The organism is Ruegeria sp. AB8 (assembly GCF_056542605.1).
Window position 1 is genome coordinate 107,433 of record NZ_JBQGAB010000001.1, and the last position, 25,409, is coordinate 132,841.

General features: G+C 59.6%; 21 protein-coding genes. 11 read left to right on the plus strand and 10 right to left on the minus strand.

Going from position 1 to position 25,409, the window contains the following annotated elements; genetic code table 11:
* Positions 1–489: 489 nt before the first annotated feature.
* Positions 490–729, plus strand: coding sequence for a hypothetical protein (locus ACR0CG_RS00510; protein ID WP_480490055.1), 240 nt, complete (start codon positions 490–492; stop codon positions 727–729).
* Here ACR0CG_RS00510 and ACR0CG_RS00515 read toward each other — a convergent pair.
* A complete protein-coding gene (locus ACR0CG_RS00515; RefSeq protein ID WP_170610796.1) occupies positions 718–1,341 on the minus strand; it encodes an XRE family transcriptional regulator in 624 nt (207 codons plus the stop codon). The two genes, ACR0CG_RS00510 and ACR0CG_RS00515, sit on opposite strands and share 12 nt — an antisense overlap.
* 64 nt (positions 1,342–1,405) lie before the next feature.
* Between ACR0CG_RS00515 and ACR0CG_RS00520 the strand changes: the two genes are divergently transcribed.
* The 5 genes from ACR0CG_RS00520 (at position 1,406) to ACR0CG_RS00540 (ending at position 7,259) form a co-directional block, all read left to right on the plus strand.
* Positions 1,406–2,923 carry a class I adenylate-forming enzyme family protein gene (locus ACR0CG_RS00520; protein WP_480522382.1) on the plus strand — a complete coding sequence of 506 codons (1,518 nt, stop codon included), beginning with the start codon at positions 1,406–1,408 and terminating at the stop codon, positions 2,921–2,923.
* On the plus strand, positions 2,920–3,579 hold the full coding sequence (locus ACR0CG_RS00525; protein WP_170610790.1) for a DsbA family oxidoreductase: 660 nt from the start codon (positions 2,920–2,922) through the stop codon (positions 3,577–3,579). Before ACR0CG_RS00520 ends, ACR0CG_RS00525 begins: the two co-directional genes overlap by 4 nt.
* A gap of 74 nt (positions 3,580–3,653) precedes the next feature.
* Positions 3,654–4,862, plus strand: coding sequence for an MFS transporter (locus ACR0CG_RS00530; RefSeq protein WP_480522383.1), 1,209 nt, complete (start codon positions 3,654–3,656; stop codon positions 4,860–4,862).
* Positions 4,863–4,920: 58 nt separating this feature from the next.
* On the plus strand, positions 4,921–6,585 hold the full coding sequence (locus ACR0CG_RS00535) for a tetratricopeptide repeat protein (protein ID WP_480522384.1): 1,665 nt from the start codon (positions 4,921–4,923) through the stop codon (positions 6,583–6,585).
* Positions 6,582–7,259 (plus strand): SH3 domain-containing protein, encoded by a 678-nt coding sequence (locus tag ACR0CG_RS00540; RefSeq protein ID WP_480522385.1) that lies wholly within the window; start codon positions 6,582–6,584, stop codon positions 7,257–7,259. The genes ACR0CG_RS00535 and ACR0CG_RS00540 overlap by 4 nt, the downstream gene beginning before the upstream one ends.
* 9 nt (positions 7,260–7,268) lie before the next feature.
* On the opposite strand, the gene mfd is transcribed toward ACR0CG_RS00540, so the two are convergent.
* Together mfd and ACR0CG_RS00550 are read right to left on the minus strand one after the other, a co-directional pair.
* The gene (gene mfd / locus ACR0CG_RS00545; RefSeq protein ID WP_480522386.1) at positions 7,269–10,724 is read right to left on the minus strand and encodes a transcription-repair coupling factor; all 3,456 of its coding nucleotides are present in this window, start codon (positions 10,722–10,724) and stop codon (positions 7,269–7,271) included.
* 21 nt (positions 10,725–10,745) lie between these two features.
* Entirely contained in the window at positions 10,746–11,267 is a 522-nt protein-coding gene (locus tag ACR0CG_RS00550; protein WP_170610777.1) for a component of SufBCD complex, read from the minus strand.
* Positions 11,268–11,386: 119 nt separating this feature from the next.
* On the opposite strand from ACR0CG_RS00550, the gene hemB reads away from it, so the two are divergent.
* The 4 genes from hemB to ACR0CG_RS00570 all read left to right on the plus strand — a co-directional run bounded on the left by hemB (position 11,387) and on the right by ACR0CG_RS00570 (position 16,238).
* On the plus strand, positions 11,387–12,385 hold the full coding sequence (hemB, locus tag ACR0CG_RS00555; protein WP_480522387.1) for a porphobilinogen synthase: 999 nt from the start codon (positions 11,387–11,389) through the stop codon (positions 12,383–12,385).
* 143 nt (positions 12,386–12,528) lie between these two features.
* On the plus strand, positions 12,529–13,101 hold the full coding sequence (locus tag ACR0CG_RS00560) for a lipid-binding SYLF domain-containing protein (RefSeq protein ID WP_480522388.1): 573 nt from the start codon (positions 12,529–12,531) through the stop codon (positions 13,099–13,101).
* 173 nt (positions 13,102–13,274) lie between these two features.
* Complete coding sequence (locus ACR0CG_RS00565; protein ID WP_480522389.1) at positions 13,275–15,737, plus strand: penicillin acylase family protein; 2,463 nt, start codon at positions 13,275–13,277, stop codon at positions 15,735–15,737.
* Positions 15,738–15,842: 105 nt separating this feature from the next.
* Positions 15,843–16,238: an SgcJ/EcaC family oxidoreductase gene (locus ACR0CG_RS00570; RefSeq protein WP_480522390.1), complete on the plus strand. Its 396-nt coding sequence runs from the start codon at positions 15,843–15,845 to the stop codon at positions 16,236–16,238.
* A gap of 18 nt (positions 16,239–16,256) precedes the next feature.
* Here the strand turns inward: ACR0CG_RS00570 and ACR0CG_RS00575 are convergent, their stop codons facing one another.
* The 5 genes from ACR0CG_RS00575 to trkA all read right to left on the minus strand — a co-directional run bounded on the left by ACR0CG_RS00575 (position 16,257) and on the right by trkA (position 21,121).
* Positions 16,257–16,550 carry a putative quinol monooxygenase gene (locus ACR0CG_RS00575; protein WP_480522391.1) on the minus strand — a complete coding sequence of 98 codons (294 nt, stop codon included), beginning with the start codon at positions 16,548–16,550 and terminating at the stop codon, positions 16,257–16,259.
* Positions 16,551–16,564: 14 nt separating this feature from the next.
* Positions 16,565–17,836 (minus strand): GTPase HflX, encoded by a 1,272-nt coding sequence (gene hflX, locus ACR0CG_RS00580; protein ID WP_480522392.1) that lies wholly within the window; start codon positions 17,834–17,836, stop codon positions 16,565–16,567.
* Positions 17,836–18,075 (minus strand): RNA chaperone Hfq, encoded by a 240-nt coding sequence (gene hfq, locus ACR0CG_RS00585; RefSeq protein WP_010440340.1) that lies wholly within the window; start codon positions 18,073–18,075, stop codon positions 17,836–17,838. The genes hflX and hfq overlap by 1 nt, the downstream gene beginning before the upstream one ends.
* Before the next feature lie 131 nt (positions 18,076–18,206).
* Positions 18,207–19,745 carry a TrkH family potassium uptake protein gene (locus tag ACR0CG_RS00590; protein ID WP_170610757.1) on the minus strand — a complete coding sequence of 513 codons (1,539 nt, stop codon included), beginning with the start codon at positions 19,743–19,745 and terminating at the stop codon, positions 18,207–18,209.
* Positions 19,745–21,121, minus strand: a complete 1,377-nt coding sequence (gene trkA, locus ACR0CG_RS00595) for a Trk system potassium transporter TrkA (protein WP_480522393.1) — start codon at positions 21,119–21,121, stop codon at positions 19,745–19,747. The genes ACR0CG_RS00590 and trkA overlap by 1 nt, the downstream gene beginning before the upstream one ends.
* A gap of 96 nt (positions 21,122–21,217) precedes the next feature.
* Between trkA and ACR0CG_RS00600 the strand changes: the two genes are divergently transcribed.
* Complete coding sequence (locus ACR0CG_RS00600) at positions 21,218–21,697, plus strand: hypothetical protein (RefSeq protein ID WP_170619163.1); 480 nt, start codon at positions 21,218–21,220, stop codon at positions 21,695–21,697.
* Positions 21,698–21,706: 9 nt separating this feature from the next.
* On the opposite strand, the gene ntrX is transcribed toward ACR0CG_RS00600, so the two are convergent.
* Both ntrX and ACR0CG_RS00610 read right to left on the minus strand, forming a co-directional pair.
* A complete protein-coding gene (ntrX, locus tag ACR0CG_RS00605; protein ID WP_170610749.1) occupies positions 21,707–23,116 on the minus strand; it encodes a nitrogen assimilation response regulator NtrX in 1,410 nt (469 codons plus the stop codon).
* Positions 23,113–25,401 (minus strand): sensor histidine kinase NtrY-like, encoded by a 2,289-nt coding sequence (locus tag ACR0CG_RS00610; protein WP_480522394.1) that lies wholly within the window; start codon positions 25,399–25,401, stop codon positions 23,113–23,115. Before ACR0CG_RS00610 ends, ntrX begins: the two co-directional genes overlap by 4 nt.
* Positions 25,402–25,409: the final 8 nt, after the last annotated feature.

Genomic DNA, 25,409 nt, shown 5'->3' on the forward strand with positions numbered 1-25,409 from the left:
CAACGCTCGTCTAACGTGTGCTGCCCGGTCTTCTCGGATGGCGGTTGTCAGGAATACTTCGGCGGAAAGTGGCACATGTCAAAATACCGCAGCATATGACTGCTTACGCGACGTCCGTCGCAATATGTTGTTGGACCTTCTAATTTCAGCGAAAATTGCTCCAATGGACACAAGAACCTTTACGGATTGGGTGCCGAGCATGTAACGTGTCATCAAATCGAACCTCAGTGAACCGTGCAAAAGTTGTTGAGTTTCGGTGATATAGTTGCGGGCGGTTCGCCCTGCCCTGGTGGTTCACGGACCGGCCGCCACTCACTCCGAAACGCAGGTCCGTGGCCCGTTGCGGACGTTCCGCAGCGGGCATTTTCCGTTCCGGTCATCACATCCCCGGGTGCGACATTTTGTCATGCATGTATATACCCCGCCCCTACGTAACCTGATATCTGGGGGCCGGGCAGTCCTGTAGCACAAGAAACGGAAAGCTCGCTGATGATTATGAAATGGACAGAACTGACGCAGGACTGGAACGGATCCTTGGCGCGCGCTAAGCGGCGCTTTCCGAACCTGCGTGATCAGGACGTCGCGCATTTCCGGCAAGACAGAAAACAGTTCGAGGCTTACTTGGCGGAACGGCACCACCTGACTGTGAACGAAGCCCGGGAAGAACTGGAAGATTTCCTGTTCACCGAAAGCCTGAATCGCGAATTCGATCAGACGTTACGCAAGTGACGTAACCCACAGGATCAACGCGTCTTCGTCACTGACCGAGACGACGTTGTGACCCATGCTTCCGTCGTAATAGGCGCTGTCGCCGCGGCGCATTTCGACAGGTTCATAATACTCGGTATAAAGCCGCACGACGCCTGTCAGAACGTACAGGAATTCCTCACCATCATGACGAACCCAGCCGTCGAACTCGTCCATCGAGCGGGCGCGTACGCGGGCCCGGTAGGGCAGCATTTGTTTTTTCGTCAGCGTTTCGGCCAGCAACTCATGCTCGTATGTCGTCGTGGCATGGGCCGCACCTTCCCCCATCCGTGTGACGGACATGCGTCCAATGACCTGATCGCGCTGGGGTGGCGTGAACAGTTGAGGCACCGAAATCCCCAGCCCCGTCGCGAGTTTCTTCAGCGCATCATAGGTTGGCGACATCTGGCCGTTTTCGATTTTGCTGAGCGTTGAGCGCGCCAGACCGGCCTGGGTCGCCGCCTGTTCCAGCGTCCATTTGCGGGCCTTGCGCAATTCGCGCACGCGCGCGCCCAGATCCAATGGCTCGGGTTCGACATTTTCACCGGCATCGCGGGCGATACGGATCAGGGATTTCGGGTCCTGCGTTCTCATGGCACTTCTATAGGGCCGGGCCGCGCCGCTTGCAACGCGCCTTGCCCCGCGTTAGCCAGACGACATGCTGTCCATATTTGATCAGGGTCTGCCTGCCCCTTGCCCCACCCCGTTTAATCTCGCAGCGCACGTTCTGCGCCACGCAGAGCGGCTTCCGGAAAAAACCGCGCTCTCCGTTCTGAATGAAACGGCGACCGAGGACTGGAGCTATCGGCAATTGCTGTCTGCCGTTCTGGGCACCGGCACAGGGTTGTTGCAGGCCGGTTTGAAACCCGGCGACATCGTTCTGATGCGCCTTGGGAATACTGTCGACTTCCCGATTGCCTACTTGGGGGCGATTGCCGTCGGTGTCGTTCCTGTTCCGACGTCATCGCAACTGACGGCGCCTGAAACGGCCCGCATGATTGACGACCTGTCCCCAGCCGCCATCCTGAAGGCACCGGATGTTGCCTGTGCCCCGCACCCCCGCCAGATCGATCTGGCAACGTTGCGTGCCATGCGTGATCTGCCGCCCGCCACCTTTGATCTCGGTGATCCGGATCGGCTGGCTTATGTGGTCTATACCTCTGGGACATCGGGCAAGCCGCGTGCGGTTGCGCATGCGCATCGCGCGATCTGGGCACGGCAAATGATGGTGGACGGGTGGTATGGGCTGCGCCCCGAGGATCGGCTGTGTCATGCCGGTGCGTTCAACTGGACCTACACTCTGGGCACTGGCCTGATGGATCCGTGGACCATCGGGGCGACAGCGCTGATCCCCGAACCGGGAACCGATCCGGCAGCATTGCCCGACTTGTTGCGGCGTCACGGAGCCACAATCTTTGCCGCAGCACCCGGCGTGTACCGAAAGATGGTTCAGCGGACAGACCGGCTCAGACTGCCCGACCTGCGCCACGGACTGTGCGCAGGCGAAAAACTGTCGCGCCACCTGCACGAACGCTGGACCGAGGTTACGGGAACCGAACTTTACGAAGCCTACGGCATGTCCGAATGCTCGACCTTCATTTCCTCCAGCCCTGAAAACCCGGCCCGGGGCGAGGCATTGGGCCAGCCGCAACCCGGTCGCAAGATCGCCATTCTGGGACCCGATGGCCCTGTTCCGCAGGGACAGGAAGGCACAATCGCGATCCACCGGTCCGACCCCGGCCTGATGCTGACCTATCTGAACGCCCCGGATGAGGCTCAGGCCCGCATGCAGGGTGACTGGTTTCTGACCGGAGATCAGGGCGCCATGGCGGTCGACGGGCAAATCACCTATCTGGGTCGCGACGATGATATGATGAATGCGGGCGGCTATCGGGTTTCGCCGGTCGAGGTCGAAGCCGTCTTGTCAAAATACCCCGGGATCACACAGGTCGGTGCCGCGGCGGTCGAGGTCAAGCAGGACACATTTGTGATAGCTGCCTTTTACACCGGCCCCGAAACTCTGGACGAGACGGCCTTGCGTGCCTATGTCCAGGACAACCTTGCGCGATACAAACAGCCCCGCGCTTTCATACATCTGCCGGCGCTTCCCGCAGGTGGCAATGGCAAACTCCTGCGCCGCGCATTGCCGGCCTATTTCAAGGCACCGAACTCATGACCCAATCCGTCAAGCTTGATATTCTGTCCGATCCGATCTGCCCGTGGTGCTATATTGGCAAAACCCATCTGGACAAAGCGCTGGCCGCCATACCGGACCATCCTTTCGTGATCGAATGGCACCCGTTTCAACTGAACCCCGACATGCCGGACGCGGGCATGGACCGCCGAGAATACCTTGAGCGCAAGTTTGGCGGCAAGGATGGTGCCGTGCAGGCCTATGCGCCCGTGGTCGAACACGCCGAAAATGCTGGCCTGAAAATCGATTTCGAAGGCATGAAACGTACGCCCAACACACTTGATGCGCACCGGCTGATCCATTGGGCCGGGATTGAAGGCAAGCAGGACGCGGTGGTCGACGCCTTGTTCGATGCTTATTTTGTGCAGGCACGCGACATCGGCGACCATGAGGTGCTTGCCGACATCGCCGACAGTCAGGGAATGGACGCGGCTGTCGTCATGAAGCTGCTGAAATCCGACGCGGACCGGGACGATATCCGCAACCGCGATACGCATTCACGGGAAATGGGTGTTGGGTCCGTACCGACCTTCATCGTGGCCAACAAACACGCAGTTCCTGGCGCCCAGCAGCCGGAAATGTGGGAAAAAGTCATCCGCGAAATCATGTCTCAACTTGAGGCTTCCCCTGCAAACTAGCACATAGTCCTGTGCGTTTGCGCTATAGCGCCGCCTGATTTGCCGTGATAGCGCAAGCAGGTAAGGAGTTCCCCATGACCAATCGCATGTCGCGGGGCGAGTTCATTGCGTTGATAGCAATGATGTTCGCCACGATCGCGTTCTCTATCGACTCGATGCTGCCTGCCCTGCCCGAAATCGGCGCAGAGCTCAGCCCTGATGATGTGAACCGGGCGCAACTGATCCTGACATCCTTCGTTCTGGGCATGGGGCTTGGCACATTTTTCACCGGCCCGATCTCGGACGCGCTGGGGCGCAAGCCCGTCATCTTTGGCGGTGCAGTGCTATATATCGTGGCGTCCGCTGTTGCCTGGGCAAGTTCCTCGCTTGAACTGGTTCTAGCTGCGCGTGTTCTTCAGGGACTTGGTGCCGCCGGTCCCCGCGTGGTGGCCATGGCCATTATCCGCGACCTCTATTCCGGGCGCGAAATGGCCCGGATCATTTCGATCGCGATGATGATATTTACGCTTGTTCCCGCAATTGCGCCGATGCTGGGCGCAGGCGTGATTGCCCTGTTCGGCTGGCGCGGGATTTTCGTATCCTTCATCCTGTTCGCCCTGATTGTCGTGACGTGGATGGGAAAACGGTTGCCGGAATCGCTGGCCCGCGAAGACCGTCGCCCATTTCGCCTGCCGCTGCTGGTAGCGGCCACGCACGAGATGATGTCACACCCCACGGTGCGCCTTTCGATATTGGTTCAGACCCTGTGCATGGGCATTCTGTTCACCATGCTGACCATGGTGCAGCCGGTCTATGACGTGATCCATGACAGTGCGGACAGTTTCCCGTTCTGGTTCGGGTTTGTCGCGCTGATGTCTGGTTCGGCCAGCCTGCTGAACGCCGCGATTGTCGTCCGCGTGGGTATGCGGCGCGTGGTGACATGGGCGCTTGGGGCGCAGATTCTGATCACGTCCTGCGTCATTTTTCTGAATATGGCGAACCTGACGCCCGCCGCCTCATTCGCGGTGTTTGTATTCTGGCAGACCACCATCTTCTTCATGGCTGGCGTCACTCTGGGCAATTTGAATGCCATCGCGATGGAACCGATGGGCCACATCGCAGGCATGGCGGCATCTGTGATCGGGTCGATTTCGACCGTTCTGGCCGCAGCCATCGCTTCACCTGTGGGCCTTTTGTTCGATGGCTCAGTGACACCGCTGACAACGGGCATTCTTGCCATGTGCGTCATGGCTTTCGGCGTGATGGTTCACATGGGTCGCGTCGAAAACAGACTGCTGGTCTGAGCCTGTGCAAATGCACTGAATCACGTTAAGCTTTCCGCGATTTTCGGGGGAGTTTTCTATGAGTGATTATTATGATCTGGGCACATACTCCTGCCCCGTCACCACATCATCGGAAAAGGCGCAGCTGTGGTTCGACCGAGGTCTGAACTGGACCTACGGCTACAACCACACCGAGGCCCTGGCCTGTTTCCAGCGCGCGGCGGAACATGATCCGGACTGCGCCATGGCGCATTGGGGCGTGGCTTACGCAGCCGGACCAAACTACAACCTGCCGTGGGAATTGCTGGACAATCAGGGACAAGAGAAGGCATTGGCCGAGGCTTATGACGCCACCCAAAAAGCACTGGCGCTTGTAGAATGGTGCACTCCGGTTGAACAGGCGCTCATCCGCGCCCTGCCCGCCCGCTATCCTCAGCGCGAGCCGATCGCGGATATGCACGACTGGGACCACGATTTTGCGGACGCTATGCGCGCGGTTTTTGCAGCTTTTCCCGATCACCTGGATCTGCGCACCATATTTGTCGAGGCGTTGCTGAACCTGACCCCCTGGAAAATGTGGGATCTGGAAACCGGTCAACCCGCCGACGGCGCCGCCACCCTCGAAGCGCAGGATACCCTGGAATGGGCCATGGGGAACGACCCGGCCGCCATGTCGCATCCGGGGATTTTGCACTTGTATGTGCACCTGATGGAGATGTCGCCCACTCCTGAAAAGGCGCTGAAAGCCGGGGACGTGTTGCGCACGCTGGTGCCGGACGCAGGTCATCTGGTGCACATGCCCACCCATATCGACGTCCAGTGCGGCCACTACCAGAACGTCACCCATTGGAACGAAAAAGCCACCGAAGCAGATTTGAAGTATTACGAACGCGAAGGTCCGTTCAACATCTACACCGGTTACCGTCAGCACAACTATCACTTCACCATCTACGGCGCGCTGTTTATGGGCCAGATGGAACCGGCCCTGCGTGCCAATCAGGGCATCTGGGACACCACGCCCGAGGAAATGCTGCGCATCGAAAGCCCGCCGATGGCGGACTATTTCGAAAGCTACATGTCCATGGGGCCGCATATCCTTATCCGTTTTGGCCGTTGGGACGAAGCCAAGGCTCTGGAACTGCCCGAAGACCCGGATCTCTACTGCACATTGACCGCGACCACGCACTACGCCCGTGCCATCGCATTTGCAGCGACGGATCAGGTGGCCGAGGCCGAAGCGGAAGAACAAAGATTTCTTGCCGCCCGGGGCCGCGTCCCCGAAACCCGGCGACTGCACAATAATCGTGTCGTCGACCTGCTGGATATCGCAGCTGAAATGCTGCGGGGCGAAATCGAATACCGCAAGGGAAACTACGACACGGCCTATGCACACCTGCGCCGCTCGGTCGAATTGGATGACACTTTGCCTTATGACGAACCTTGGGGCTGGATGCAGCCAACCCGCCACGCACTCGGGGCCTTGCTGTTTGAACAGGGCCACGTTGCCGAGGCCGAAGCTGTCTACCGCGAGGATCTAGGACTGGGCGGCACGCTCAGCCGTGCGTCGATCCATCCCGACAATGTCTGGAGCCTAAGGGGGCTATACGATTGCCTGAAATCTCGAGGTGACTCCATTGAAATCAGGCAGATCAAACAAAGACTGGATCTGGCTCTGGCCCGTGCAGACCGCGCGGTCGCCGCTTCGTGCTTCTGCGCCCAGTCCGCAATGAAGGCCGCCGAATGAGACTGCTCCCTGCCCTGATGCTTTTGACCGCCGGTCTTCCCGTTCAGGCCGAACGCATGACGTTTACCCCGGTCGACCAGGCCGAACGTGACCCGACGCTGGTGACGTTCCGCGCCAACCTGCTAGCTGATATCGCGGCCCGCGACACCGAAGCGGTTGTGGCGGTGGCCTGCCCGGACATCTATCTCAGCCACGGCGGCAATGGCGGCCCCCGGGAACTCAGGGAAAACCTGACACTTCCTGCCGACACCCTGGCCGAGGAATACCGAGATCAGGCCGACGAGATGCGCGAAGCCTACTGGTCCGCCCTCGAGGAAACCCTCGCCGCGCCCGGTTATTTTGACGATCTGGGCGAATTTTGGATGCCGTATCAGTGGAAGATCGGCCTGCCCGCATCCGTCGACCCGTTCAACGCTTATTTTGTGAATGGCTCCGGGGTGTCACTGCGGGTGGGCGCAGACCGGACCGCTGACATTGTCGATCTGATAAGCCATGAGGTCGTCCTGATTAGCGAATACGATCCTGACGCCGAATACCAGAAGGTCATGCTGACCGACGGCGCGCGAGGCTTCATGCACCGCGACTACCTCTGGCCTATGACCGGTCATCGCGCGGCGCTGGTAAAATCCGACCAGGGGGAATGGCAGTTGTGCACCTTCGTGGGCGGTGACTGAGCGCGACGCTCAGACCTTGGCCTTGTTCTTCACGGCAACCACCTTCTCGGCCAGATCGCGGGCAATGGCAAACGCGCCCTTGATCTTGTCGCTGTCTTTCTTCCAATCCCTGCGCACAACAATCTTGTTGTCCTTGACCTTCGCCAGTCCGCGCTGGTTCTGAATGAAATCGACCAATCCCTGAGGTGAGGCGAACTTGTCGTTGTGGAACTGGATCGTCGCGCCCTTCGGTCCGCCATCCAGTTTGGCGATACCCGCCCGCTTGCACATCGCCTTGATGCGCACGACCAGCATCAGGGTGTTCACCTCTTTCGGAAGCGTGCCAAAGCGGTCGATCAGTTCGGCTGCAAACCCTTCCAACTCGACCTTGGTCGAGAGCGACGAGAGGCGGCGATACAAGCCCAGTCGCACATCCAGATCCGGCACGTAATCCTCGGGGATCAGGACCGGCACGCCCAGATTGATCTGCGGAGCCCATTGATCATCAGCATCCGACAGTCCTTCAATCTCGCCCGCCTTGATCTTGGCAATCGCCTCTTCCAGCATCGACTGATACAGTTCATAGCCCACATCGCGCATCTGGCCGGACTGCTCCTCGCCCAGCAGGTTGCCTGCACCACGAATGTCCAGATCCTGGCTGGCAAGGGTGAAACCTGCGCCAAGCGTATCCAGCGAACCCAGAACGCGCAGGCGTTTTTCGGCCGTGGCGGTCAGCTTCTGGCGCGGCTTGGTGGTCAGATAAGCATAGGCGCGGGCCTTCGAACGCCCGACCCGGCCCCGTATCTGATACAACTGCGAAAGGCCGAACATATCCGCGCGGTGCACGACCATGGTATTTGCGGTCGGGATATCCAGACCGCTTTCCACAATCGTCGTGGCCAGCAGTACATCGTATTTGCCGTCGTAGAACGCATTCATCCGGTCATCAAGCTCGCCAGCCGCCATTTGCCCATGAGCGATGACATAAGTCAGTTCCGGCAGCTGTTCTTTCAGGAATTCCTCGATCTCGCGAAGATCGGATATTCGCGGCACCACGTAGAAGCTCTGCCCACCCCGATAATGTTCGCGCAGCAGCGCCTCGCGGACAGTGACCGCATCGAATTCGCTGACGTAGGTACGGATGGCCAGACGGTCGATAGGCGGGGTGCCGATGATCGAAAGATCACGCACGCCCGTCAGCGAAAGTTGCAAAGTACGCGGGATCGGCGTGGCCGTCAGGGTCAGCACGTGAATGTCCGAGCGCAACTGTTTCAGACGCTCTTTATGCACCACTCCGAAATGCTGTTCCTCGTCGATAATCAGAAGGCCCAGATTGTTGAACCGAATACCCTTGGCCAGCAACGCATGGGTACCGACCACGATATCAACCGTTCCCCGCGCCAGTCCGTCCCGGGTTTGCTGCGCCTCTTTGGCCGAAACAAAGCGTGAGAGCTGCCGGACCTCCAGGGGGAACCCTCTGAAACGGTCCCTGAAGCTGGCCGCGTGCTGGCGGGCCAGCAGCGTCGTCGGCGCAACAACCGCCACCTGAACACCGGACATGGCAGCGACAAAGGCCGCGCGCATTGCGACCTCGGTCTTGCCAAAGCCCACATCGCCGCAGATCAGGCGGTCCATCGGCGCGCCTGAATGCATGTCCTCCATCACCTCGGCAATGGCGCGCAACTGGTCGTCGGTTTCCTGATAGGGGAAACGGGCGCTGAACTCCTCCCACGCATGCGGCGGCGGGTCCATGACCGGAGCCTTGCGCAGGGCGCGTTCGGCGGCGATACGGATCAACTTGTCCGCCATTTCGCGGATGCGTTCTTTCAGCTTCGCTTTCTTAGCCTGCCAGGCGCCACCGCCCAAACGGTCCAGCAGACCTTCTTCGTGACCGTATTTTGACAGCAACTCAATGTTTTCAACCGGCAGATATAGTTTGGACTGTTCCGCGTATTCCAGCAGAAGGCATTCGTGCGCGGCCCCCGCTGCCGTCACCACTTCCATCCCCATGTAGCGACCGATGCCGTGGTCGACATGAACAACAAGATCACCGGGGCTGAGCGATTGGGTCTCGGTCAGGAAATTCTCGGCCTTGCGGCGTTTTCTTGGCTGCCGGATCAAGCGGTCGCCCAGAACATCCTGTTCTCCAATCACCGTCAGACCGGGGGTTTCGAACCCGTGCTCCAGCGCCCAGACAGCAAGGTACAACCCGCGCTTGCCGATGCGAGTGCCGTCCTTCACCGGGATCGCCTCGGCCAGGCCTTCATCCTCGATCAGACCGGTCAGGCGTTCGCGGGCACCTTCGGAATAGGACGCAATCAGAACCGGCCCCTTGGCCAGTTTGTCGGTGATGTGACTGGCCAGTGCGCCAAACAGGCTGATGTTTTCCTGCTGTCGTTCGGGGGCGAAATTGCGCCCGATCCGGCCACCCGCGTCGATCACGCCCGGTCCGCTTGCCTGCGGCAACGGGCTGAACTGCATCACGCGCCGGTCTGCAGCAGCCTGTTCCCAGGCCCCGTCATCCATGTACAGCAAGGCTGGCGGAGTTGGCTTGTAGACCGTGTCCAAGCGCGACCGGTTTTCCAGCGCCAGCCTGCGGGTTTCATACTGATCCGCGATACTGTCCCACCGGGCCAGCCGCGCGGGCGTTACCTGATCATCCAGTAGGATCGTCGCACCGGACAGATAGTCGAACAGTGTCTCCAGCCGGTCATGGAAAAAAGGCAGCCAGTGCTCCATCCCCTGATGCTTGCGCCCGGCACTGACCGCTTCGTAAAGCGGGTCATCTGTACCTGCGGCGCCGAATTCGATGCGATAGTTCTGACGGAACCGGGTGATCGCGGCTTCGTCCAGAATGACTTCCGATACCGGGGCCAGTTCGACAATTTGCAGTTTCTCGGTGGTTCGTTGCGATACCGGGTCGAACCGGCGGGCACCGTCCAGCACATCGCCAAACAGGTCCAGACGAACGGGGCCGGATTCACCGGGCGGGAATATGTCGATGATCCCGCCCCGGATGGCATAGTCGCCGGGCTCCATTACAGTGGGGCTTTGGGTGAACCCCATGCGAACCAGAAAATTGCGCAATGCGTCTTCGTCAATGCGATGCCCGACCCGCGCGGTAAAGGCCGCTTCGCGCAGGACCTCACGGGCCGGCACGCGCTGGGTTGCGGCATTCAGGGTCGTCAACAGCACGAATTGCTGCGGCATCTGATGCACCAGCGCCGCCAGGGTCGCCACCCTTGTGGCCGAAATATCGGCGTTGGGCGAAACCCGATCGTAAGGTAAGCAATCCCAGCCGGGAAAAACAAAGACTGGTATCTCCGGCGCAAAAAAGGCCAGCGCGGCCCGCATCGCCTCCATCCGCTTGTCATCACGTGCGACATGGGCCACCGGACCGCCGGTCCGCGAAATCTCTTTCAGAACAAGCTGCGCATCAAACCCTTCGGGGGCTCCGCCAACTGTTACGTGGTCCGCAGCCTTCATCGCCTCGCCTTTCCGACTTGTCTATCCCAGTGGTCCCAGAGAAAAGTTCTGATACATGCCCCAGAAGGCCGTGACCAGTATCGAAAACATGCCGATCAACTGGGTGTACAGCCTGCATCGCATCAGGGTCCGGATGACCAAGTCAGGTTTGGGGATCTGCTGCAGCCGACGCGCGGTCGCCACATACAGCATGACCACGATCGACATCGGAAACATCAGCAGGAAAACAGCCTGCGCGAACTCCACCCCATAATAAAAGCCCGATATCGCAAGCCCGGTCAGCACAAAGCACGAAATCGCAAACAAAATGGCACCGGACATGTCCATGATGTACAGCATGCGGTTCGTGTTGATCCGGACGATATCCATCAGATCCGTTTCGGCCTGCCCGCCCGAGCGTCGCGCGCGCACGATCAGATCATAGGGCACGCCAAGGACCCAATGGCTCACCGATGACCACATGACAGCCAGTGCGATCCAGAACCACAGGTTCGAGAAGCTTCGCAAATCAATGACTTCGGTAATCGAAGAGTATAAGTCCAAGCCATAACCCCTTAAACATTGTCTTACGGGGTTTTGTCACAATGCCGCGTCGATTGTTACCCTTGAGACCTACGCGTTTTCATGCCACCCAAAGCACGATTGTTCAAGGAGAACGCGCCATGAAACCGACCATCGCCCCCTATCCGCTCGCCCGTTTCCGCCGGGCCCGCCAGTCTGCGGCGATCCGGGGGCTGGTCCGCGAGAATACGCTGACGCCGGATGACCTGATCTGGCCGGTGTTCGTGCGCGACGGTGAAGGGGTCGAGGAACCTGTGCCGTCAATGCCGGGCGTCGTTCGCCGATCGGTCGATCTGATCGCCCAGGCCGCGGTCGAGGCGCAGGCGCTTGGCATCCCTGCAATCTGCATTTTCCCCTATACCGACAGCGCCCTGAAAACCGAAGACTGCGCCGAAGCGTGGAATCCTGACAACCTGTCGAACCGGGCCATTCGTGCCATCAAGGATGCTGCCCCCGATATCGCCGTCATGACCGATGTGGCGCTGGATCCGTACAACATCAACGGCCATGACGGGTATGTCGTCGATGGCGAGATCGTAAATGACCGCACGGTCGAAGCACTGGTGAAAATGACGCTGGCGCAGGCGGATGCCGGTGCGGATATCATCGGCCCGTCGGACATGATGGATGGACGTATCGGTGCGATGCGCCACGCGCTCGAGGCTGCGGGGCATCACAACGTCATGATTCTCAGCTACGCCGCCAAGTATGCCAGCGCGTTTTACGGTCCATTCCGCGATGCGGTTGGCGCATCGGGCGCACTGACCGGCGACAAGAAGACCTATCAGATGGACCCGGCCAATTCGAACGAGGCGCTTCGTCTGATCGAACGCGACCTGACCGAAGGTGCCGATATGGTGATGATCAAGCCGGGCATGCCTTATCTTGATATCTGCCGTCAGGTTAAAGACACGTTTGGCGCGCCGACCTATGCCTACCAGGTGTCGGGCGAGTTTGCGATGATCCGGGCGGCCGCCCAGAACGGATGGATCGATGGCGAGAAGGTGATGCTGGAAAGTCTGATGGCGTTCAAACGCGCGGGCTGTGACGGAGTTCTGACCTATTTCGCGCCCGAAGTAGCGCGCCTTCTGCAAGGCTAAAACCCCGCCCTGTCGCAATTTTTCGCCGATTGAAGGCCCCTGACCCGCAGCTTTCCCGTGACAGCCGGGCGCAATCGGCGTATTCTTGCACACAAGATCGGGAATACCCGACATATCAGGCACTTATTACAGAGACAGGAAACATGAGCAGTTCCAATTCCCCCCGACTGGGTCGTCGCGGCTTTGCACTTGGCATGGCCGGGCTGACGCTTACCGCCGCCTGCGGCAACGGCGTCGGCAACACCAACGCAGCGACCATCGACGCCCGTGTCGATGCGACGCTGAACGAAATGTACAGCAAGTACCCCAACACGATCGAGATCGCGAGCAAGGCGAACGGTATGCTTGTAATGCCTCTGATCACCGAAGCCGGGTTCATCTTCGGCGGCGGTTTTGGCCAGGGCGCATTGCGAGTTCAGGGCGCGACAGTCGACTATTATTCCGCTGTCAAAGGCTCAGCCGGGCTGCAGATCGGCGCGCAGCAATACGCGCATGTTCTGTTCTTCATGACCGAAGACGCGCTGAACGACTTCCGCCGCTCCAACGGTTGGACCGCAGGCGCGGACATCGGCTATGTGGTCGATGCAACAGGCAGCAGCGTCGGGGCCAGTACCACGACATTGCGCACGCCTGTGATCGCCGCGGTCTTTGGTCAGGCGGGCCTGCTGTTCGGGGCGACCGTCGAAGGCGTCAAATACACGCGTATCATTCCATAACACCGGATTGCCACTCCCCCTCCTGCGGAGCCCCGCCACGTGCCGTTCAGCAGTGGCGGGGCTTACGTTTTTTGCGTTGACGAAACGGAAATTGTTGTTCGGCTCCTCTTTCGGTTGGAACCGCCTTCCACTACTCTCGCCGCAAACGAATACCAATAAACTGTGGGGCAAGGATGGGTCTTGTATTTCGCTGGCTGGTGCGCATCACGTCGGGTCTTGTCCTGCTGGCCGTGGCGGCGGTTGCACTGGTCTATTTTCTCGCCAGCCGGTCTTTGCCCGAATACAATCAGACCCTTAAGGTCAGTGGCCTGACCAGCCCGGTTGAAATCGTGCGCGACACATCAAACGTGCCGCATATTCTGGCCGAAAATGATCCGGATGTGTTCTTCGGCCTCGGATATGTGCATGCGCAGGATCGTCTTTGGCAGATGACCGTTATGCGCCGCACCGCGCAGGGGCGTCTGTCGGAAATTTTCGGTGCCCGAACTGTCAATATCGACAAGCTGCTGCGCCGTCTCGACCTTTATGGACTGGCCCATCGTTCTGTCGAGGTTCAGGACGACTACACCAAAGCCGCGCTGAAAGCCTACACCGCTGGCGTGAACGCCCGGCTGAATGAAATCAACGACAAGGCCCTTGGGCGCGGCGCACCCGAGATGTTCCTGTTCAACGCCCCGGTCTCCCCCTGGCAACCGGGGGACAGCATCGCCGTAGTCAAACTGATGGGCCTGCAATTGTCGGGCCATTTGCAGGACGAGGTGCTGCGCGCACGTACTTCACTGATGCTGAATAACCCGGACCGACTGGCGGACATACTGCCCGACGTTCCCGGCCCGGGGATCGCCGCATTGCCCGAATATGCCAGCCTGTTCCCCGGCATGCCCCGATACGCGCGCGGAACGCCGATGCCTGACACCCCGCTTTCGCCCTTTCCAAAACGCGGCCTTGCCGGTGCGTCGAATGCCTGGAGCGCCGCGCCATCACGGTCTGCCAGTGGCGGAACCCTGCTTGCGAACGACCCACATCTTGGCTTTACCGCACCCGGCGTGTGGTATCTGGCACGGCTGGGGCTGGCCAAAGGCGGCGTGATCGGCGCGAGTATTCCCGGCATTCCCGCCATCATGACCGGGCGCAGCGACCGGTTGGGCTGGGGCCTGACCTCATCTTATCTGGACGATCAGGATGTCCATATCGAACAACTGAACCCGGAAAACCCCGAAGAATACCTGACACCGGACGGATACAAAACATTCCAGACCCGCCCGTCGATCATCGAGATCAAAGACCAGCCGCCCATCACTCTGACCCTGCGCTGGACGGAAAACGGCCCGGTGCTGCCCGGCACTCACTACGATCTGGAAGCCATCACACCCACGGGCCATGTGGCCTCGCTTGCATGGACGGCGCTTAGCCCGCGTGACACGTCGATGACCGCTTCGATGGCGCTGATGAATGCGGATACGGTGCAGCAGGCCATCACGGCCGCCGAAGATTTCATCTCGCCGTCGCAAAACCTGTCACTGGTGGACAAGGACACGATCGCCATGAAGCTGATTGGTGCCATGCCACAACGCGACCTGCGCAACCAAAGCAGGGGCCGCATTCCGACCCCTGGCTGGCTGGCCGAGAACCGCTGGCAAGGCCGCATGCCTTATGCCGACAACCCAGAGTTCGTGGCCCCAAGGGGTGGCGTTCTGGGTAACACCAACAACAAGATCATAGGCCGCCCCTTCCCTCAGCACGTGTCGTATGAATGGGGCGACACTCAGCGTGTCCATCGCTGGGAACGCCTGATGCAGTCACGCGAGGTGCACACCCGCGACAGCTTTATCGAGGCGCAGCTCGACACCGTCAGTTTCACCGCCCGGTCTCTGTTACCCCTGATTGGAGCGGACCTGTGGTTCACCGGCGAATCCGCCCCCGTCGGCACAGCGGAACGTCAGCGCCAGATCGCTCTAGCCCTACTGGCCGAGTGGAACGGCGAGATGAACGAGCATCTGCCGGAACCGCTGATCTATGCGGCATGGCTGCGCGCGCTGCAAAACCGGCTGATCGCGGATGAACTGGGCCCGCTGGCCAGCGAGTTCAAACATGTCGAACCGCTGTTCATCGAAAGGGTCTACCGCGACATCGACGGGGCCTCGGTCTGGTGTGACGTCCGTCAAAGTGCGCCGGTTGAGACCTGCACCGACATGGCAAGACTAGCGCTGGACGATGCTCTGATCTGGATTGCCGAGAATTACGGCAGCGCCCTGGAATCCCAGCGCTGGGGCGACGCGCATCAGGCCACCCATGACCACCCGGTTCTGGGTTCGGTTCCGGTGCTGCGCTATTTCGTGAACATTCGTCAATCGACCAGCGGCGGAGACAACACTCTGCTGCGCGGCCGAACCTCGGGCGAAGGGCCCGACCCGTTCCAGAACGTACATGGCGCAGGCTATCGCGGCGTCTATGACTTCGCCGACCCGGACAGTTCGGTCTTTATTACCGCCACGGGTCAGTCAGGCCATTTTCTGTCACGCTATTACGACGATCAGGCGCAGCTGTGGCGGCGCGGAGAGTATCTGCCAATGTCCCTGGACATCGATCTTGCCCGAGCTGCGGCCGTCGGTGTCACCCACCTGATCCCGCGTTAATACCCCGCGTCGGCAAGACCTTGCCCCTTTTTTGCGCGGACGTGGACGCAAACGGGTGTTTTCGCCTACGATCTGCGGGCGGACTATTTGGGACCGGGGGCACAGATGGCCAGTATTCAGGACAGGCTGAACAATCTCGCGCGCGACTATGCGATTGCATGGAGTTCGGGCGACGCAGATGTCGTAGCCAGTTTTTTTGCATCAGACGGCCAGATTTCAATCAACCGGGGAGAACCGATCGTAGGTCGCGCGGCGATTGCTGAAATGGCGCTTGGCCTTTTCGCAGAATTTCCCGATCTGGAAGTCAGGTGCGATATGCTGCGTTGGGCCGGAAATCACGCGATTTTTGTCTGGACGCTGGAAGGGCACCATGCGCAAACCGGAAACCATGTCGTCACCCGCGGCTGGGAAGAATGGGAACTGACGGCCGATCATGAAGTCCAGTCTTCACTGGATTGGTTCGACGCCGATGACTATCAGCGTCAAATCGACGGGCGATAGGCACAAGTCCAGACCGGGTTATTCCGAGATAATCGAATATTTGCGTGGAATGCCTTCTGTAACCATGAACCAGCGCGAGGCTTTCATGCGTTCCTGATGTGCGTCGAACGCAGCCCGGTTCTCAAAAACCTCATGAACGTTGAACTGACCGGGGATGTCCGGATCCTCAACGACCTCGAAGGTGACACAACCGGGTTCGGCGCGCGTCAGCGCTATATGTTCTGAAAGCGCGGCACGGACCTGTTCAAGCCGGTCGGCAGGCACAGCGATGTGCCCACTCAAATAGACCTTCTTGCTGTCTTCCTTCGTCAAAACCAGACCCCGGATCAAAGAGCAGCAAATTGCGCCGCTTGTTTCGCGGTCCAAAGTACCGTGATCTCGAACCCGTTCTCGGTCTGTTGCTCTGACCGGACCACATCCTGCCGAAACAGCCACGCGCGCTTGCCGCCATCGGCAAACCCCAGCGTCAAAGTTTCCTTGTGCCGCACGCCCTGCAATTTGGTTGCAATCTCGGCCAGTAGCGCCTCGACGCCTTCGCCGGTCACCGCCGAGATGGCAAAGATCGAAGCATCACGTTCCGCACGCGCCAAAGCGGCCTCACGTTCGTCGTCAGTCATCAGGTCGATCTTGTTCCAGACCTCCAGCCGGGGCCGTTCATCATCGACCCCCAGCGAGGTCAGAATGGCCTCGACATCCTGTGCCTGTGCATCAGTGTCCTCGTGGCTGATATCGCGGACATGCACGACCAGATCGGCACCCAGCACCTCCTCCAGCGTGGCGCGAAATGCGGCGACCAGTTCGGTGGGCAGGTTCGAGATAAAACCAACGGTATCCGACAGGATCACCTCGGGGCCGTCGGGCAACTCGACCCGCCGCATGGTCGGGTCCAGCGTAGCGAACAACATGTCCTTGGCCATGACTTCCGCACCCGTCAGGCGGTTGAACAGGGTCGATTTTCCGGCGTTGGTATACCCAACCAGCGCGACAATCGGATACGGAACCTTGGCCCGCGCGGCGCGGTGCAGCGTGCGGGTCTTGACCACCTTCTGCAACCGGCGGCGCAGGCGCACAAGCTGTTCGTCAATCGCACGCCGGTCGGCCTCGATCTGGGTTTCGCCGGGTCCACCGACAAACCCCAGGCCGCCCCGCTGGCGTTCCAGGTGGGTCCAGGCCCGAACAAGCCGCGTCCGCTGGTAGCTGAGCGCGGCCATCTCGACCTGCAACACACCTTCGCGGGTACGTGCCCGATCGCTGAAGATCTCCAGGATCAATCCGGTCCGGTCAAGGATCTTGACCTTCCACGCTTTCTCAAGATTGCGTTGCTGAACCGGCGTCACCAGACCATCGATCAGAACCAGTTCGACATCGTGCTCGTGCAGTCGCTCGCCTAGTTCTTCGATCTTGCCGCTGCCGAACAAAAGCCCCGGCTGGGCCCGTGGCAGGCGAACGATTTCCGACCCGACCACATCCAGATCGGGCAAAGCAGCGGCTAGTGCCACCGCTTCTTCCAGCGCCGGTCCCGGGACACGGCGCTGTTCATCTGATTTGATTTCAGGATGCAGCACCCAGGCCCGGGTGCGCGCCCTCTCATGTTCCATCAAGAGGCGTCTTCGCCCTCATACAGGCTGATCGGCTGCGACGGCATGATCGTCGAAATCGCGTGCTTGTAGACAAGCTGCGACTGTCCGTCGCGGCGCAACAATACGCAGAAATTGTCGAACCAGGTGATCACACCCTGCAATTTCACACCGTTGATCAGGAAAATCGTGACCGGAACCTTTGCTTTCCGTACATTATTCAGGAACGCGTCCTGAAGATTCTGTCTGTCCGAAGCCATATTTTTATAATCTCGCCATTGTTCTTGCTACGCGCTGCGGACCAACGCGCTCCCTCCGGGTGAGTATGGAGCGGAGTTCACAGATATTCCAGATTAAAAATCAGGCACTAATTCCTTTTGCTGACCCCACGTCAGTCCCGCCAAAGGGCCGGGGTGATCAAGGCAATGATCGCCAGTGTTTCAAGCCGGCCGATTACCATTGCTGCGCACATCGTCAGTTTTGCACCTGCAGTCATATCGATCAGCCGGATCGGAACGTCAGTTGCCAGTTCAATCAAGGGGCCGGTCGTACTCAGCGCGGCAACAGTCAGAACCATTGCCTGTTCGAACCCGGCCCCCATTGCGGCGAGCAACAGATTGAACACCGCCGCCGTAAGCGCGAACATCATCAAGAAGATCCAGGCGATGAAGGCGCCATTGGTCTGAATGCGCCGGTTCCCGCCGCCAACGCCGCTGACCGATGACGGATAGATCAGCCGGTCGATCTCGCGCGCGCCATTGAGGTATAGCGCAAACACACGCAACAGCTTGACCCCGCCGGCCGTGGTGGCGACCCCTCCCCCGATCAGGGCCAGCCCCATCAGGATCAGACCCGGTGTTCCCAGCCCCGAAAGCTGTTGCGCATCGTCCCAGTTGCTGCTTTCGAATCCTGCCGTTGTCAGAAAAGACAAGGCTGTAAATGTCATGCCCCATATCACCTTAAGGCCCTGAAGCACCGACATCTGGCCGTCGATTTCGTTCACACCAGCCAGCACGCGAAAGAACAGCAGGGCTGCTACGGCAACCACGATCAACAATCCGATGCGGAATTCGGGGTCCTTATCCAGCCGGGAGTAGCCCGAGGTCGCCGTATCTGCCGAAAACGTCAGCCTTGACAATGCAAAGAACAGGAACAGGAACAGGATCGCCTCACCGGTCAAACCTGCCTGAGCCCCTTCCATCCCGCCCACCGGGGAAATGCCGGAGGTCGCCATGACCGACATCGCGTGGCTTACGGCGGTCAGGCCAACCTCACCGGCAATCAGCAGCAATATCCAGACCACCGCAGTCAGCCCTGCATAGACGGGTGTCAGGGTTCGCGCCACACGCAGCAGGCGTCCCCTTGGATCAACCTTTTCGCTTTGCGCAACACCGGAAACCGGTCGTCCCGGCTGACCCTGCGCGGTAATCTCAAACCCGCCCAAGGACAACGGCGCCAGAATCGCCGCTGCGGAAATCCACATCAGCAAACCACCCATCCAGCCCACAAACGCCCGCCACAGATGCAGCGGCGCAGTCAGGCGGTCGGGGTTCGGAAACAGGTCGGCGCCGGTTGTGGTCATCGCGCTGACCATATCAAAATACGCGTTCAGGAAGGTGGTGTTGCCAAGCGCATCGTGAAACGGGATCGCCAAAAACACGGGCAGAACGGTAAAACAGCCCAGCAGAACGGCCAACTGCCCCAATGTGCCGCGCCGAGGTATCCTGTTGGACGAGGCCAGCGCGATGCTCGCCACAAGAAACAGTCCAAGCAGGCCCGAGTAGAAGAACGATCGCGACGTGTCGTGGTCATCCAATACCAGCGCGTAGACTGCGGGCACCCACATCGAGAACGCGGTTATTCCCCAAATCAACAGAAACAGCGGCAAACGCCGCAAAAGCCCGATCCGTTGTGTCCGCGCGTGTGCCATCAGAAGAAATCGATCGAAACCTGCATCAAGCGCTCGACCTCGGGCACGTCCTTGGCCATGGCAAAGATGGCCACCACATCCTTTTCATCAATCCGCAGGCTGCCGGTCGGGCGCAGCAACTCGTCGCCCTTGCGCACCGCGCCAACCAGAACGCCTTCGGGGAAATCGATGTCGCGCAGTCTCTGCCCCGCCATGGGAGAGGTCGACAGAACTTCGGCCTCGATCACTTCGGCCTCGGCATCGCCGATGGAATAGACCTGCCGCACGCGACCGTGACGGACATGGCGCAAGATCGAACTGACGGTGGTTGCGCGCGGGTTGATATAGGCGTCGATCCCCAAAGGCCCCATCAGCGCCACCATGCTGGGGTCATTGATCAGCGCAATCGCCAGCGCGCATCCCTCGGCCTTGGCGCGTACTGCGGCCAACAGGTTGGCACGGTCGTCATCCGTGACGGCCAGCATCGCGTCGGCCCGTTCAATGCCTGCCTCGCGCAGCAATGCCGCATCCAGCCCGTCGCCGTTCAGAACAATCGTCCGCTCCAGCGCTTCTGCGGCCAGTTCGGCGCATCGGCGGTCGCGTTCGATGATCTTGGCGCGCACGCGGCTTTCGCGTTCCTCCAGTGTACGGGCCACTTCAAGGCCGACATTGCCGCCACCCACAATGACGACTCGGTCCTGTTTCTTTTGTGCTTTGCCAAAGACCTCCATCGTGCGTTCAACGTCATTGACGTTGGTAAAGACATAGCATTCGTCACCGACAAACAGCTGATCCTCGGATTCCGGTGCAAAAAGCGTGCCATCCCGGCGCACCCCGACGACGATCGAGCTGAGCGTCGAAAACAAGTCGGTCAGCTGCCTGAGCGGCGTGTTGATGATCGGACAGTCTTCATCCACCCGGATGCCCAGCAGCTGCGCCTTGCCATCCATGAAAATCTCGGTGTCAAAAGCCGCCGGGGCCGACAGGCGGCGCATGGCGGCAGCGGCGACCTCGCGTTCCGGGCTGATCACCACGTCGATGGGCAGATGGTCCCGGCGAAACAGGTCCGCATGAATCGCTGTCAGATAGGATTTGGACCGAAGACGAGCGATCTTTCGCGGAATCGAAAACACCGAATGCGCCATCTGGCAGGTGACCATGTTCACCTCATCCGAGTGGGTCGCGGCGATGATCATGTCTGCATCGCGGGCTCCGGCCCGTTCCAGCACATCCGGATAGCTGGCGAAGCCTGCGATACCCTGCACGTCCAGCGTTTCGGTCGCGCGGCGCACCAGATCAGGATTGTTGTCCACCACTGTCACGTCGTTCAGTTCGCCCGAAAGGTGCCGTGCAATTTGCCAGCCGACCTGACCCGCACCGCAAATGATGACCTTCATGTTCCTGGCCCTTCTGCCTGAAATCTTTGAATGACAGATGCCCCCAAAACGGTCAATTGAATTGTCATGGAACAGGGAGTGAGGCAAGATATGCGCATGAAAACAATGCTACGCGCCTTTATTCCTTTGTTCTTGCTCTCTTCCTGCGGGCCTCTGTCACTCTATTACCGCGAAGGTGCCAGCGTGGCGCGATTGCAGCAGGAGACCACGCAATGCCAGGTAAAGGCCCTGAATGAGGTGCCTGTCGCCAACCAGGTCCGGCAAAGCCCACCCGTCTATTGGCCAGGGCGCACCTATTGCGACGGCCGCGGCCACTGCTACCGTTCACCCGGATGGTGGGAACCCGGACGCGTCTACACAGTTGATGTGAATCAGGACCTGCGCAACACTGTCGAGGCGCAATGCATGGCCAAGAAAGGTTTTCGCCCGGTCAGCCTGCCGCCTTGCAAACAAGCGGTGAAATCCCGGGTATCGCTGACCCGTACAACAACCCTGCCGCCGCTAAGCACCGAGTCCTGTTTCGTGAAGTTCGACGACGGGTCGTTTCAGATCATAACGCCGGGCCACACCGGCTGAACCGGCGGGTTATTCCGCCGGCTCCGGTTCATCCAGTTGCGCGACACGCGCGCCGGATTTGTTCGATGTGACCACGCCAAGCGACTTGAGTTTGCGGTGCAGCGCACTGCGCTCCATACCTACGAAACTGGCAGTGCGGCTGATATTGCCACCGAACCGGTTGATCTGTGTCAGAAGATATTCGCGCTCGAACGCCTCGCGCGCTTCGCGTAACGGCAAAGTCGCCAGCGCGCCGGACAGAACCACGCGACCAGAATCTTCGGCCTTTTCCTCGTCGTTGGGCAGTTCCCGCGCCTCGATCGGGCCGGTTCCATCCCCCAGGATCAGCACACGTTCGATCAGGTTTTTGAGCTGACGCACATTGCCCGGCCATGTCATGGTCTGCAGCAGTGCAATTGCCTCATCCGACAATTCGCGAACGGGCAAGCCCTGCGCTTCGTTGCACATTTCGATAAAGTGCTGCGCCAATACCGGAATGTCCTCGCGCCGGTCTTCTAGAGACGGCACCGCAATCGGAACAACGTTCAGGCGGTGATACAACTCTTCCCTGAACCGTTCAGCGGTGATTTCTTCCTCCAGGTCCCGATTGGTCGAAGATATGACGCGTAGATCAACCCGGACCTTGTCGGTTCCGCCAACCCGCTGAAACTGCTGATCCACAAGAACCCGCAGAATCTTCGATTGCGTGCCCAGCGGCATATCGGCGACCTCATCAAAGAAGATCACGCCGCCATGGGCTTCCTCAAGCAGGCCTGATTCAACACCGCGTTCAGATGTCTCGCGGCCAAACAGCACCTCTTCCATCCGCTCGGGCTCGACCCCGGCGCAATTCACGGTCACGAAAGGCGCATTGGCACGGTTGGAATGTGCGTGGATATAGCGTGCCGCGATTTCCTTGCCCGACCCGGCAGGGCCGCTCAGCATCACGCGGCCGTTGGACTTCGTCACCTTGTCCAACTGGCCCTGCATCGCACGGAACGATGCCGATTTGCCGATCATGTCCGAGCAGCTGACTTCCTTCCGCTTGAGCGAAGCGTTTTCGCGACGCAGACGCGAGGTTTCCATCGCGCGCCGGATCACCACCATCAACTGGTCAATGTTGAATGGCTTTTCGATAAAGTCATAAGCGCCCTGCTTGATGGCTGCCACGGCAATCTCGATATTCCCGTGACCGGAAATAATCACAACGGGCACGTCCGGGTTGTCGCGCTTTACCGCTTTCAGGATGTCGATCCCGTCCATTCGGCTGTCCTTGAGCCAGATGTCGAGGATCAAAAGACCCGGAGGTTCAGCGTTGATCGACGCCATGCAATCGTCCGAATTGCCGGCAAGTCGGGTTGAATAGCCTTCGTCCTCCAGAATGTCTGACACCAGCTCGCGAATATCGCGTTCGTCATCTACGATCAGAATGTCGCTCATCTTTGGCCTGCTTTCAGTTTGTTGGTTTTAATAGCCTGCTTCTGTGGCGCGACTGACGGGGAAACACTGCCCCCGGGTAACCGGATCACGGCCATTGCGCCAAAATGGTCCTGTCCGTCAAATACGGGCGCGTCTTCCAAAGTCAGCGCTCCGCCATGTTCTTCGATGATCTTCTTCACGATGGGCAGGCCAAGGCCGGTGCCCTCGTCGCGGGTGGTCACATAGGGTTCAAACAGACGCGCCCGGTCTTCCGGCAGCCCGATTCCGTTGTCCGCGATGGTGATCTGTGTCCCGGCATCATCTGTCGATACCCTAACCTTGATCTGCGGCTTGAGGTTTTCAGGTGCACCTTTTTCCTTTAAGGTTCCAATGGCTTCGCCGGCGTTCTTGATAAGGTTGGTCAGGGCCTGCTTCAACATCGTCGCATCCACATCCGCCGGAATCGCGCGGTTGGGCAGATCTGCATCGATCTGCACATCCGGCTGCCCGGCCTGCTGGAGCAGAACAGCCTCGCGCACCAGATCAACGATGTTTTCCTCGCGCCGTTCCGGTTCAGGCATGCGAGCGAACTTCGAGAATTCGTCAACAATGCGCCGCAGGTCGTTCGTCTGCCGGACAATGACATCCGTCATCGATTCCAGGCTGCTGCTGTCCTCCTCGTCCAGCTTGCGCGAGAACTTTCGCTTGATTCTCTCGGCGCTCAACTGAATCGGGGTCAGAGGGTTTTTGATCTCATGCGCGATCCGGCGCGCCACGTCGCCCCAGGCTGCCATCCGCTGCGCGCTGACCAGGTCGGTCACGTCGTCAAAGGCAACCACGTAACCTTCCAGCCCGCCATCCTCACCGCGCCGAGTTGCCATGCGGACCAGAAGATTCTCCAACTGGCCCTTGCGGGTGACTTTTATCTCTTCCTGAACAGCCTCTTGCCCGCTTTCCTTAAGGTTCTCGAACAAAGGCAGGAACTCGGGTACCGCGATACCGATCGCCAAAAGTTCTTCGCCCCGCGACCAGTCCAGCAGACGCTGGGCGGATCGGTTCACAAATGTAACGCACCCGTCAGGATCAACTCCGACAACCCCCGAGGTGACCGAACTGAGCACTGAATCGAACAGTCGACGACGGCGTTCAATATGACGGGTGTTTTCCAGCAACGTGTCCCGCTGACCCTTCAACTGGCGGGTCATCTGGTTGAAATACCGACCCAGCATCGCGATCTCGTCATCGCTGGCCTCTTCAATAACCTGAACGCTCAGGTCACCCGCGCCAACACGCTGCGCTGCTGTGGTCAGGCGGCCCACCGGGCGAGACAAGCGTTCAGCAAACCACATGCCCAGCGACATCGCCGCCAGGATCAGGATCACCGCGAAACCCAGATACAACAGGCCAAACTCGAACAGCACCCTGCCCCTTTCGCTTTCAAGCTGCTGATAGAACTGCGCTGTTTCCTTGGTGTCATCCAGAAGCGTCAGCAATTGCCCGTCCACGTCACGGCTGACATAGAGGTAACGGTCCAGATACGCCCGCAGAGGGACCAGCGCCCTGAATTCGCTGTTTTGCCAGTCCGCGATGATCAGCAAGCCCCGGTGGGTCGCGTTCGCCAGTTGCTCAGCCGTGGGTTCTTCGTAGTTGAACAGGTACGACCTGTCGCCCCGGGCCCGGATTTCGCCGCTACCGTCAATGACATAAGCTTCACGCAGGCCACGCTGGATCTGCGACTGGCCCTGGGCCAGAACTTCGCGCAACTCAGCGTCAGAAATGTAGTAATCCAGAGACCGGGCATTATCCAAAAACCGGGCCAAGACAGTCGCGTCCTGAGTCAGGCCCTGACGGTGTTCCTGTTCATACGCTTCGGCCGCACTGAGCGACGACCCGACAACTTCGCGCACACGATCCGAAAACCAACCCTCCAGACCGATATTCACGGTCAGTCCGGCAAAAATCGCCACGGTCACAGTCGGCACCAGCGCCAGCAGCGTGAACGCGCCGATCAGGCGCAAATGCAAACGGGAACCTGCTGACTTGGCGCGTCGCGCCGCGATCAGACTGCCGACCTGACTTAGTACAAGTGCGGCCACGACCAGCACATAGACAAGGTCGGCCAATAGGATCAGGCGCAATGTCGGCGCGGCCGAACCCAGATCGAACGGACCAATGACAAGATAGGTGGCAAGCGCCAGTGCTGGCCCCAGAAGAACCAGCCCCAAGGTGCCGAAATTGCGCAGTTTTCGGGATTTTCGCCATCGATTAATCGATGGTATTGGCCCGCTCTGTGCCCGGGTTGCCACCGTCTGCC